We start from the raw sequence: 10,945 nt of genomic DNA on the forward strand, positions 1-10,945 counted from the left end.
CTCACCAAGCTACGCCGCGAGAGCGACCGCCGAGTCGTACCGGCGCAGAATCAGTTCCCCCACACGGGAATCCGGCGCCAACGGCTCCGCCAGCAGCACACCGGGCGCCGCCTCCTGCGCGAGCGAAGCGATCCTGTCGGGAAGCAGCCCCGGCGCGAGGAACCACGACGCCACGGCGAAGCGGCGCGCGCCTCGCGCTCGCAGCTTCGCGATCGCGGCGGGTACGTCGGGCTTCGTGGCGCTGGCGAAGGCCGGCGCCACCGACATCCCGAAGCGGTGGTTCCACCGCGACGCCAGCTGTTTCACCGCGTCGTTCGCCGGTTTCCGCGAGGAACCGACCGCCGCCAGCACGACACCCAGCCCGGGATCCGCCACGTCCGCGCCCGCCTCGGCCAGCCTGTCCAGCGCGATCTGCTCCAGCACCGGATCCACGCCCAGCACGTCCGCGATCGTCACGCGGATTCCCGGCACGGAACGCACCAGCGCGGGAAGATCCACTCGCGCGTGGTACGCCCGCCCCAGCAACAAAGGCGCCACCACGGCTTCGCTCTCACCCTCGGAAACCAGCGAGCGCAGCACGTCCGTCAGCAGCGGCTCCGACAAGTCCAAAAAGGACACTCGGGCGCCGGTCTCCGCCACCTGGGCGCGGATCGTCGCGGCCGACCGGGGATCCCGGCTGCCGTGCGCGACGACGACGAGCGGAGCGGGCACGCCTACAGCGCCCCGCTCAGCCCGCGCGCCCGCAGCACCGACCGCTCCAGCGGCCGGAAGACCAGCAGTTCGATGCCCACGCCCACGAGCAGGATCAGCACGATCGCCGAGATGACCGTCGGCATGTCCGACAGCGTGCGCCCGTCGTCGAGATAGGCGCCGAGACCCTTGCCCAGCAAGGGAGAAGTCGCGATGATCTCGGCCGCCATCAGGGACCGCCACGAGAACGCCCAGCCCTGCTTCAACCCGGCGAGATACCCGGGCAGCGCGGCGGGCAGCAGGATGTGCCAGGACGCCTTGAGCCGTCCGGCGCCCATCACCTTGCCCACCCGCGGCAGGATCGGCGGGATCTGGTCGATGCCCGCCACGAGACCGTTCGCGATCGAGGGCACGCTGCCCAGCAGCAGCACCGCGAACATGGTGGTCGGCGTGACGCCGAACCACAGGATCGCGGCCGGAACCCAGGCCACCGAAGGAAGACTCTGCAGCCCGGACAAGAACGGCCCGATCGCTGAGCGCACCACTCGCACCTTCGCCACCACCAGGCCCAGCGGCGTGGCGATCACGATCGCGATCAGGAAGCCGAGCACCGCGCGGTGGACCGAGGTCCAGATGAACCCGAACGCCTCCGCGTCGGTGATCCGGCCCCACAGCTCCGCCCAGACCGCCGCCGGCGCGGGCAGCTGGTACTCGGGCCAGAAGGCGGCCGCCCACAGGCACTGCCACACGACGACCAGGAGGACCAGGAACGCGACCGGCGGCACGACCGCCCACAGGAACCGGCGCAGTTTCCCTTGCCCCTGAACGGTGTCCGGCGGGGTGTCGAGCGCGTCGAGCCCGGCTTCGACCTTCGCGTCGAGGTCGTCAAGCTGCGGCATGGCTGGAAATCACCTCACGCAGCCTTTGGTTGATTTCGTCGATGGTGCTCAGTTCGTCGGCGTTGTCGAGGTCCTCGACCTGCCACTCCTGCACGACCCGGCCGGGCCGCGAGGACAGCAGCACCACGCGCTGGCCGAGACGCACGGCTTCGCGCACGTCGTGCGTCACGAAGACCACGGCCGCGCCCGTGGAGCGCCACACCCGCAGCAGCTCGCCCTGCAGCACGTCGCGCGTGATCGCGTCGAGCGCCGAGAACGGCTCGTCCATCAGCAGCAGCGGCGGAAGCGAATCGTCGGACGTGTGCAGCGCCGACGCGAGCGCGCGGGCCAGCGCGACGCGTTGCCGCATACCGCCCGAAAGCTCGTGCGGGCGTTTGCTGCCGACGCCTTCGAGCCGGACCAGCTCCAGCAGCTCGCCGATGTGGTTCTTGCGGGCCGACCGGGGCACCCCGGCCAGCCGCAGCGGCAGCTCGACGTTCGCCGCCGCCGTCAGCCACGGCATCAGCGCGGCTTCCTGGAACATCACCGCCGGGCGCGAGCTGTTCAGCTCGATCTCGCCCGAGGACGGTTTGTCCAGTCCCGCCACCAGGTTCAGCAGCGTGGTCTTGCCGCAGCCCGACGCGCCGAGCAGGCAGACGAACTCGCCAGGGGCCACGTCGAGGTCGACCCCGCCGAGCGCGACGACGCCGCGCTGGCCCTGGCCGAAGCTCTTGTGCACCCCGGACAGCCGCACGGCGTGCTCGATCGCGGGCTGCACCGTCGGATCCTCCAGCGTGGCGGTCATCGTGCTCGCCTGCCTCTCTCGGTCGTCGGGGGTGGTTACTTCTTGTCCAGGCCGGCGGCGCTCACCGTCGGCTTGCCGGCCTGGGTGAGCACCGCGTTCAGCGAAGTCAGGTCGAAGAACCCGTTCACCTTGGGAGCCGTCTTGACGATCCCGGCCGTCACCTGGTCCTGCGCCAGCTGCGGGAACGTCGAGGCGATCGGGTCGGTGGTCAGTTCGATGTTCTTGAAGGAACTGTCGAGCACCGGCTGCGAAAGCGCCGAGCCGGTCAGGGACTTCAGCTGCCGGTTCACCGCGGCCTTGGCCTCGGCCGGGTCGGACGCCGCGAGGTTGTTCGAGTCCAGCACGGCCTTCAGCACCGCCTGCACCGTCTGCGGGTGCTCGTCGAGGAACTGCTTGCGCACCACGATCACCGTGGTCGGGAACTGCCCGTTCGGCCACAAGGACTTCTCGTCCACCAGCACCTTGGCGCCGGCTTCACTGACCAGCCGCGAGGACCACGGCTCGGGCAGCCAGGCGCCCGCGATCGCGCCCTTCTTGAACTGGTCGAGGGTGACCGAGTTGTCCTCGTTCTGCACGTTGACCCCGGTCAGCTTCTGGTCCGAGATCCACTTCTTGAGCGACACGTCCTGCGTGTTGCCCGCCTGCGGGTCGGCGATCGTCTTGCCCTGCAGGTCCTGCGGAGTGTTGATCTCCGGCTTGACCACGAGCTGCGCGCCGCCGGAGGTGGCGCCCGAGATCAGCCGCACCGTTTCCCCGTCGGACTTGGAGAACGCGTTGATCGCCGGGCCGGAGCCGATGAACCCGATGTCCACGGAACCGCCCAGCAGCGCGGAAACCTCGTCCGGGCCCGCGTTGAACTTGGTCGGCGTGAGCTTCGTGCCGCTGCCCAGTTCCTGGGTGAAGTAGCCCTTGTCCAGTCCGATCAGCGCCGAGGCGTGCGTGACGTTCGGGAAGTACGCCAGCCGCACCTCGGTAGCCGGGGTGCCGGTGCCGGTCGCGGCCGACGACGAGTCACTTCCGCTGTCCGCCCGGGAACACCCGGTCACCACAGCCAATAACGCCAGCGCCATCGCTGTGGCTCGGGTGGTGCGTCGCACGATCTTCACGGACGGGCCTTTCTGTTCAGGGACCGGGGGAAACAACGTCGCGGTCGGAGCGGAGCACCGGCAGGGGTGCGCCGACCAGACCGGCCGCCAGCGTGGTGCCGTCGGACGGGTCGATCACCAGGAACGCCCCGCTGCGGCGGGAAACGGTGTAGTCGTCGACCGGGAGCTGCTCCGAGGTACGGAGCCGGGCCTGGCCGATTTCGTTGAGCTGCAACGCTTCCGGCGAGTCCACACTGGACAGTTTCTGCTCGTCGAAGCGCGAGGTGAGCTCCTCGACGAGAGCCTGCACGGTGCGGGCGCCGTGTTTCACGAGCACCCGCGCGCCGGGCTTGAGCGGTTTTTCCGACAGCCAGGCCAAAGTGGCGTCCAGCTCGTCGGTGGGCACCGGGGCCTCGGCCGCCGCGGCGATCACGTCACCGCGGGAGATGTCGAGGTCGTCCGCCAGTACCAGGGTGATCGAACGCCCGGCCGCGGCCTCCGGCAGTTCGCCGTCGGCGGTGTCGATGCGCTCGACCGTGGTGCGCAGGCCCGCGGGCAGCACGACCACCTCGTCGCCCTGGCGGACGGTGCCCGCGGCGACCTGGCCCGCGTAGCCGCGGTAGTCCGGGTACTCCGGGGTGCGCGGGCGGATCACGTACTGCACCGGGAACCGGAACGGCACGTCGTGCGGGTCCGGGGCGGCTGGCACGTTCTCCAGGTGGTCCAGCAGCGTCGGGCCGCTGTACCAAGGGGTTTTGCCCGAGCGATCCACCACGTTGTCGCCGACGAGCGCGGAGACCGGGATGGTCAGCACCGAGCCGGGGGCGTAGCCCAGCGAAGTGGCGTGGTCGGTGAACTCCTTCGCGATGACCCGGAAGGTCTCCTCGTCGTAGTCGACGAGGTCGATCTTGTTCACCGCCAGCACCAGCTGCGGCACGCCGAGCAGCGCCAGCACCGCGGCGTGGCGGCGGGTCTGCTCGATCACGCCCTTGCGCGCGTCCACCAGCAGGATCGCCAGCTGCGCCGTGGACGCGCCGGTGACCGTGTTGCGGGTGTACTGCACGTGCCCCGGGGTGTCGGCGAGCACGAAGGACCGCTTGGGGGTGGCGAAGTAGCGGTACGCCACGTCGATCGTGATGCCCTGCTCACGCTCCGAGCGCAGCCCGTCGACCAGCAGCGAAAGGTCCGGAGTGGACAGTCCGCGGTCGACGCTGGCGCGGGTGACCGCGTCGAGCTGATCGGCCAGCACCGATTTCGTGTCGTACAGCAGGCGCCCGACCAGGGTGGACTTACCGTCGTCCACGCTGCCGGCCGTCGCCAGCCTCAGCAAACTCGACATCAGAAGTAGCCCTCCCGCTTGCGGTCCTCCATGGCGGCCTCGGAGAGCCGGTCGTCGGCGCGGGTGGCCCCGCGCTCGGTGAGCCTGCTCGCCATGACCTCGGCGATGACCTCTTCCACCGTGGTGGCGGTGGATTCGACGGCACCGGTGCAGGATCCGTCGCCGACCGTGCGGTAGCGCACCGACAACTCCTGCACCTCCTCGCCTTCTTTCGGACCGCCCCACGGACCCTCGGTGAGCCACATCCCGTCGCGCCGGTAGACGGTGCGCTGGTGCGCGTAGTAGATCGAGGGCAGCTCGACCTTTTCGCGCGCGATGTAGTTCCACACGTCGGCTTCGGTCCAGTTGGACAGCGGGAACACGCGCACATGCTCCCCCGGACGGTGCCTTCCGTTGTAGAGGTTCCACAATTCGGGACGCTGGCGCCGCGGATCCCACTGGCCGAACGCGTTGCGCAGGCTGAAGATCCGCTCCTTGGCGCGGGCGCGTTCCTCGTCACGGCGGCCGCCGCCGAACACGGCGTCGAACTTGTTGGTGGTGATGGCTTCCAGCAGCGGCTGGGTCTGCAGCGGGTTGCGGACGCCGTCGGGGCGCTCGGTGAGCCGCCCGTCGTCGATCCAGTCCTGCACCTTCGCCACGATCAGCCGCAGGCCGTACTTTTCCACGACGTGGTCGCGGAAGGAGATGACCTCGTCGAAGTTGTGCCCGGTGTCCACGTGCAGCAGCGCGAACGGCACCGGGGCGGGCCAGAAGGCCTTGATCGCCAGGTGCAGCAGCAGGGTGGAGTCCTTGCCGCCGGAGAACAGGATCACCGGCCGGTCGAACTCGCCCGCCACCTCCCGGAAGATGTGGATGGCCTCGGACTCCAGTGCCGCCAGGTTGTCGGTGGCCGCGTCGGTCGCGGGGGCTTCCAGAGTGGTCATCCCTTCCTCCTGGTTTGTGTGGCCGTCAGCTGGCACCGCTGCGGGTTTGAATCGGCGGAGTCGCGCGTAAGGGCGTCCGTTGAGGGTGGCGGTGGGAGACGGGTGGGCGGTTCCTGGCGAGGACAGCGCCGACGCTGTGAATTGGCATTCATGAGGAGGCGATCCCACAGTCAGGGGCCGCCTCAGGTTCCGCCACCCGCACCGCTTCGCAAGCCACGATTCGGACCTTCTTTCTCAGCCGTGCAGGCCGCACTCGGTCTTCGTTTGCCCGGCCCAGCGGCCGCTGCGGGGGTCCGCGCCCGGCGCGACCTTCGCGGTGCAGGGCGCGCAGCCGATCGACAGGTAGCCCTCGGACACCAGCGGGTTCTCCAGCACGCCGTGCTCACTGATGTAGCTGTGGAACTCCTCGTCGGTCCACGGCGCGATCGGGTTGATCTTCACCAGGCCGTTGCGGTCGTCCCAGGTGACGATCGGAGTGTTCGCCCGCGTCGGCGCGTCCACCCGGCGCACTCCGGTGACCCACGCCGAGTAGCCCGCGAGCGTTTTGCGCAGCGGGATCACCTTGCGCAGATGGCAGCACTGGTTCGGGTCACGGTCGTGCAGCTTCGGGCCGTACTCCGCGTCCTGCTGGGCGACCGTCTGCTCCGCCTGGGCGTTCACCACCCGGATGTCCGGATACACCGTGGCGACCGCGTCGCGCGTGCCGATGGTCTCGGCGAAGTGGTAACCGGTCTCCAGGAACAGAACGTCCACATCGGACTTCACCTGGGTCGCCAGGTCGATCAGCACCGCGTCCTGCATATTGGAGGCAACGATGAGATCGTCGCCGAAGGTTCCCACGGCCCATTCCAGCGCCTCGAGCGCGCTCGCGTCCGCGAGCTCCTCGGATGCCTTGTCCGCCAACGCTTTCAGATCTTCCTTGGAGGTGGCCGTGGTCATTTCGCTCCCTCGGGTAGCTGGATTCCCAGGAAATTCACAGTGAAGACTCGCCTGCAGGCAGAACAAAGCCAGGACTCGTTCTCTTCCGGGCGGAGGTCTTCGTCACCGCAGAAGGGGCAGTAGAACGGCGTGGCGCGTTCGCTCATCGCAGGTCGGACTCCTCGGCCCGCGCGACCCACTGAGCGAAGCGCTCGCCGTCCTCGCGCTGCGTGTGGAAGTTGCGCACGACGCGCTCGACGTAGCCGACCAGCTCGTCCGCCGTCACCTTGTGTCCGCGCAGCTTCCGGCCGAACCCGGCGTCGAGACCGAGCCCGCCGCCGAGGTGCACCTGGAACCCCTCGACCTGCTCACCGGCGTCGGTGGTGACGATCTGGCCCTTGAGCCCGATGTCCGCGGTCTGGATGCGGGCGCAGGAGTTCGGGCAGCCGTTGAGGTGCACGGTGACCGGGGTGTCCACATCGGACTGGATGTCGGCGAGGCGTTCCTCGAGCGCGGCCACCAGCTCCTTGGCGCGGGCCTTGGTCTCCACGATCGCGAGCTTGCAGAACTCGATCCCGGTGCAGGCCATCACGCTGCGGCGCCACGGGGTCGGCTCGGTGGGCAGCCCCAGCTCGGCCAGTTCCGCCTGCAGCCCTTGCACTTCCGCCTCGGCCACGTCCAGCACGACGAGCTTCTGCAGCGGGGTGAGCCGCACGCGGCCGGACCCGGCGCGCTCCGCGGCCTTGGCGACCGCCAGCAGCGTGGAACCCGAGACGCGGCCCGCGATCGGGGCGGCGCCGACATAGAACTTGCCGTCCTTCTGCCGGTGCACGCCGACGTGGTCGCGCTGGACCTTCGGCGCCTCCGGCGCGGGGCCGTCGATCAGCTTGCGCTTGAGGTACTTCTCCTCCAGCACCTCACGGAACTTCTCCGCGCCCCAGTCCTTGACCAGGAACTTGATCCGGGCGCGGGAGCGCAGCCGCCGGTAGCCGTAGTCGCGGAAGACCGAGATGACCCCGGCCCACACCTCGTGCACCTCGTCGCGCGGGACCCAGGCGCCGAGGCGCTGGCCGATCATCGGGTTGGTGGAGAGCCCGCCGCCGACCCAGACGTCGAAACCGGGGCCGTGCTCGGGGTGCTCCACGCCGACGAACGCCACGTCGTGGATCTCGTGCGCCACGTCCTGCAGGCCGGAGACCGCGGTCTTGAACTTGCGCGGCAGGTTCGCGTACTCGGGCTTGCCGAGGTAGCGCTCCTGGATGTCGTGGATCGCCGGGGTGCCGTCGATCACCTCGTCCTCGGCGATGCCCGCGAGCGGGGAGCCGAGGATGACGCGCGGGCTGTCGCCGCAGGCGGTCATCGTGGTGAGGCCGGCGCCTTCCAGCTTCTCCCAGATCGTCGGCATGTCCTCGATCCGGATCCAGTGGTACTGGATGTTCTGCCGGTCGGTGATGTCCGCGGTGTCCCGCGCGTAGGTCTGCGAGACCTCGCCGATCACGGCGAGCTGCTGGGTGGTCAGGTCACCGCCGTCGATCCGGACCCGGAGCATGAAGTACTCGTCGTCCAGCTCCTCCGGCTCGAGGGTGGCCGTGCGGCCGCCGTCGATCCCGGGCTTGCGCTGGGTGTAGAGGCCGTACCAGCGGAAGCGGCCGCGCAGGTCGCCGGGGTCGATCGAGTCGAAGCCGCCGTGGGCGTAGATGTTCTCGATCCGCGCGCGCACGTTGAGCGGGTGGTCGTCCTTCTTCGAGCGCTCGTTCGGGTTGAGCGGTTCGCGGTAGCCGAGCGCCCACTGGCCTTCGCCACGGCGCTGCTTGACGCGCTGGGCGCGGGGGGTGGAGCTGTCGCGCGTCGGCGGTGCCATGTGGTGTCCTCCGGAGTTCGGCGAGGACGTCGGCGCGCATGAATGCCCAGGTCACAGCTGTGGTGGGGAGGCAGTCCGCGCGTCCGGCGCCCGCTTCTGGTGAGTGGTGGTGGCGGGTGGCGGCGTCAGTGGGACGTGCGGCACAGTGCGCTGGCGACACGACGGAGATCGACGTGGCGGCGGGCCACGAGGAGCACTCCGGCATAAGTCACGTCACCAGCGTGCCACGTGCCCACAATGTGGTCCAGCTTCGCTCAGGTGCTGGGATGAGCGTCACCTTCTCTGGGACGCCGGGCGATCAGGGACAATGGAGCACGTGTTCGGGATCTACGTCCATGTGCCGTTCTGCGCCACCCGCTGTGGCTATTGCGATTTCAACACCTACACGGCGGGTGAGCTCGGCAGCGCCGCGTCGCCGCAGTCGTGGCTGGACGGGTTGCGCCGCGAGTTGGAGCTGGGCGTGGGCCAGGTGGGTCAGCGGCCCGCCGAGACCGTGTTCGTCGGTGGCGGCACGCCTTCCCTGTTAGGCGCGAAGGGCCTCGCCGACGTGCTCGACGCGGTGCGTGGCACCTTCGGTCTCGCCGAGGGCGCGGAGATCACCACGGAATCCAACCCCGAGTCCACCTCGCCGGAGTTCTTCGCGGGCCTGCGCGAGGCGGGGTACACGCGGATCTCACTGGGAATGCAGTCCGCGGCCACGCATGTACTCAAAGTGCTCGACCGCGTGCACACGCCGGGCCGTCCGGTCGACGCGGCGAAGGAAGCGCGCGCGGCGGGCTTCGAGCACGTGAACCTCGACGTCATCTACGGCACGCCCGGTGAGCGGGTGGACGATCTGCGGGCTTCGCTCGACGCTGTGTTGTCCGCGGGGGTGGACCATGTCTCCGCGTACTCGCTGATCGTCGAGGACGGCACGGCGATGGCGCGCCGGGTTCGCCGCGGCGAGCTGCCGATGCCGGACGAGGACGTGCTCGCCGCGTATTACGAGCTGATCGACGAAACGCTGTCGGCGGCAGGGCTCACCTGGTATGAGGTCTCGAACTGGGCGTCTTCGGATGACGCGCGCTGCCGGCACAACCTCGGGTACTGGCGCGGCGGTGACTGGTGGGGCGCCGGGCCGGGCGCGCACAGCCATGTCGACGGCGTGCGGTGGTGGAACGTCAAGCACCCGGCCAAATACGCGGCGCTGCTCGCCGAAGGGAAGTCGCCGGAGGCGGACCGCGAGGTGCTCACCGACGACGACCGGCACCTCGAGCGGATCATGCTCGAGCTGCGCCTCGCGGAAGGGCTTTCGCTCGACGCGCTCGACGGCGTTGGCGTGAAGGAAGCGGGGACCGCGGCTTCCGAAGGTCTGCTCCAGGCGGCCGCGCTCGACTCGGGGCGTGCCGTGCTCACCGATCGCGGGCGGCTGCTCGCGGACGCGGTGGTGCGGCGGCTGGCCGGATAATCAGCAGCAGTCGTCGCCGCGCCACGCTTGGCGGCCTTCGTTGACCGCGGCGACGGCGATCACGAGCGCGACGAGCGGGTCGGCCCACCACCAGCCGAGGAGGCTGTTGAGGAGCAGGCCGATCAGCAGGACGCCGGAAAGGTAAGTACAGAGCAGGGTTTGCTTCGAGTCGGCTACGGCGCTGGCCGAGCCGAGTTCGCGGCCCGCGCGGCGCTGGGCGCGGGAAAGCGCGGGCATGATCACGAGCGATACGGCGGCCAGCACGATGCCGACGGTGGAGTGCCCGGCGTACTCGGTGGTGGCCAGCGAGCGGATCGCGTCGGCTGTCACATAGGCGGCGAGCGCGAAGAACGAGACGGCGATGATCTTCAACGCGGTGCGCTCGCGGGCCTCGGGGTCGGGGCCGGAGAACTGCCAGGCGACCGCGGCGGCCGACGCCACCTCGATCACCGAGTCCAGGCCGAAGCCGATCAAGGCGGTCGAGGAGGCCGAAGACCCGGCGGTGATCGCGATGACCGCTTCGACGATGTTGTAGGTGATCGTCGCCGCGACGAGCCACCGGACGCGTCGTGCCAGCACGGCTCGGTCTGTCATGTGGCTCGGTCTGTCATGTGGGTTGCTCTGTCATGTGTCGAGGCAGGGCTGGGTCGTGTCGACCGCGAGCACCACGCGGGCCAGTTCGCTGAGCGCCTTGGCCAGGTGCGGGTCGGCGAGGGCGTAGCGGACCTGGCGGCCTTCGTAGGTGGCGAGGACCAGGCCGCAGCCGCGGAGGCAGGCCAGGTGGTTGGACACGTTCGACCGGGACAGCCCGAGTTCCGCGGCGAGGGCCGCCGGGTAGCTGGTGCCGTCGAGGAGTGCGACGAGGATGCGGCAGCGCGTCGGATCGGCCAGCGCCCTGCCAAGCCTGGCCAGCGCGTCGCCCCGGGTTTCACACTTCAGCACGGGGGGAACAGTACAGCGGAGGCTGAACTGTGGGAAGGGGGTGCCGTGGGTGGGGTG

General features: G+C 69.7%; 13 protein-coding genes. 1 reads left to right on the top strand and 12 read right to left on the bottom strand.

From position 1 onward, the window contains the following. Window positions 1-9: 9 nt before the first annotated feature. The 10 genes from FPZ12_RS22515 to FPZ12_RS47120 form a co-directional block, all read right to left on the bottom strand. A complete protein-coding gene (locus FPZ12_RS22515; protein ID WP_144747448.1) occupies window positions 10-711 on the bottom strand; it encodes a sirohydrochlorin chelatase in 702 nt (233 codons plus the stop codon). 2 nt (window positions 712-713) lie between these two features. Then, window positions 714-1,589: an ABC transporter permease gene (locus tag FPZ12_RS22520; RefSeq protein WP_144747447.1), complete on the bottom strand. Its 876-nt coding sequence runs from the start codon at window positions 1,587-1,589 to the stop codon at window positions 714-716. Then, window positions 1,576-2,373 (bottom strand): ABC transporter ATP-binding protein, encoded by a 798-nt coding sequence (locus FPZ12_RS22525; RefSeq protein ID WP_144747446.1) that lies wholly within the window; start codon window positions 2,371-2,373, stop codon window positions 1,576-1,578. The genes FPZ12_RS22520 and FPZ12_RS22525 overlap by 14 nt, the downstream gene beginning before the upstream one ends. 35 nt (window positions 2,374-2,408) lie before the next feature. Next, window positions 2,409-3,443, bottom strand: coding sequence for an ABC transporter substrate-binding protein (locus tag FPZ12_RS22530; protein ID WP_208025954.1), 1,035 nt, complete (start codon window positions 3,441-3,443; stop codon window positions 2,409-2,411). Window positions 3,444-3,495: 52 nt separating this feature from the next. Beyond that, complete coding sequence (locus FPZ12_RS22535; RefSeq protein ID WP_144747445.1) at window positions 3,496-4,797, bottom strand: sulfate adenylyltransferase subunit 1; 1,302 nt, start codon at window positions 4,795-4,797, stop codon at window positions 3,496-3,498. After that, entirely contained in the window at window positions 4,797-5,720 is a 924-nt protein-coding gene (cysD, locus tag FPZ12_RS22540) for a sulfate adenylyltransferase subunit CysD (protein ID WP_144747444.1), read from the bottom strand. Before cysD ends, FPZ12_RS22535 begins: the two co-directional genes overlap by 1 nt. Window positions 5,721-5,954: 234 nt before the next feature. Further along, complete coding sequence (locus tag FPZ12_RS22545; protein WP_144747443.1) at window positions 5,955-6,659, bottom strand: phosphoadenylyl-sulfate reductase; 705 nt, start codon at window positions 6,657-6,659, stop codon at window positions 5,955-5,957. Continuing rightward, window positions 6,656-6,805, bottom strand: a complete 150-nt coding sequence (locus FPZ12_RS46525) for an Insertion element protein (protein WP_144747442.1) — start codon at window positions 6,803-6,805, stop codon at window positions 6,656-6,658. Before FPZ12_RS46525 ends, FPZ12_RS22545 begins: the two co-directional genes overlap by 4 nt. Further along, window positions 6,802-8,499 (bottom strand): nitrite/sulfite reductase, encoded by a 1,698-nt coding sequence (locus tag FPZ12_RS22555; protein WP_144747441.1) that lies wholly within the window; start codon window positions 8,497-8,499, stop codon window positions 6,802-6,804. The genes FPZ12_RS46525 and FPZ12_RS22555 overlap by 4 nt, the downstream gene beginning before the upstream one ends. A gap of 125 nt (window positions 8,500-8,624) precedes the next feature. Then, window positions 8,625-8,735, bottom strand: a complete 111-nt coding sequence (locus tag FPZ12_RS47120; protein WP_424923629.1) for a putative leader peptide — start codon at window positions 8,733-8,735, stop codon at window positions 8,625-8,627. A gap of 71 nt (window positions 8,736-8,806) precedes the next feature. Between FPZ12_RS47120 and hemW the strand changes: the two genes are divergently transcribed. Next, on the top strand, window positions 8,807-9,946 hold the full coding sequence (gene hemW, locus FPZ12_RS22560; protein WP_144747440.1) for a radical SAM family heme chaperone HemW: 1,140 nt from the start codon (window positions 8,807-8,809) through the stop codon (window positions 9,944-9,946). Here the strand turns inward: hemW and FPZ12_RS22565 are convergent, their stop codons facing one another. Together FPZ12_RS22565 and cmtR are read right to left on the bottom strand one after the other, a co-directional pair. After that, window positions 9,947-10,540 carry a cation efflux transmembrane domain-containing protein gene (locus tag FPZ12_RS22565; RefSeq protein ID WP_144747439.1) on the bottom strand — a complete coding sequence of 198 codons (594 nt, stop codon included), beginning with the start codon at window positions 10,538-10,540 and terminating at the stop codon, window positions 9,947-9,949. Window positions 10,541-10,570: 30 nt separating this feature from the next. Next, window positions 10,571-10,888, bottom strand: a complete 318-nt coding sequence (gene cmtR, locus FPZ12_RS22570; protein WP_144747438.1) for a Cd(II)/Pb(II)-sensing metalloregulatory transcriptional regulator CmtR — start codon at window positions 10,886-10,888, stop codon at window positions 10,571-10,573. Window positions 10,889-10,945 lie beyond the last annotated feature (57 nt).

The organism is Amycolatopsis acidicola (genome assembly GCF_007713735.2).
Classification (GTDB): Bacteria; Actinomycetota; Actinomycetes; order Mycobacteriales; family Pseudonocardiaceae; genus Amycolatopsis_E; species Amycolatopsis_E acidicola.

Coding starts and splice junctions, on each gene's coding strand:
- FPZ12_RS22535 (WP_144747445.1), bottom strand. CDS start 4,797: ATGTCGAGTTTGCTGAGGCTGGCGACGGCCGGCAGCGTGGACGACGGT.
- FPZ12_RS22525 (WP_144747446.1), bottom strand. CDS start 2,373: ATGACCGCCACGCTGGAGGATCCGACGGTGCAGCCCGCGATCGAGCAC.
- FPZ12_RS22565 (WP_144747439.1), bottom strand. CDS start 10,540: ATGACAGACCGAGCCGTGCTGGCACGACGCGTCCGGTGGCTCGTCGCG.
- FPZ12_RS46525 (WP_144747442.1), bottom strand. CDS start 6,805: ATGAGCGAACGCGCCACGCCGTTCTACTGCCCCTTCTGCGGTGACGAA.
- hemW (WP_144747440.1), top strand. CDS start 8,807: ATGGAGCACGTGTTCGGGATCTACGTCCATGTGCCGTTCTGCGCCACC.
- FPZ12_RS22545 (WP_144747443.1), bottom strand. CDS start 6,659: ATGACCACGGCCACCTCCAAGGAAGATCTGAAAGCGTTGGCGGACAAG.
- FPZ12_RS22530 (WP_208025954.1), bottom strand. CDS start 3,443: ATGGCGCTGGCGTTATTGGCTGTGGTGACCGGGTGTTCCCGGGCGGAC.
- FPZ12_RS22520 (WP_144747447.1), bottom strand. CDS start 1,589: ATGCCGCAGCTTGACGACCTCGACGCGAAGGTCGAAGCCGGGCTCGAC.
- cysD (WP_144747444.1), bottom strand. CDS start 5,720: ATGACCACTCTGGAAGCCCCCGCGACCGACGCGGCCACCGACAACCTG.
- FPZ12_RS22555 (WP_144747441.1), bottom strand. CDS start 8,499: ATGGCACCGCCGACGCGCGACAGCTCCACCCCCCGCGCCCAGCGCGTC.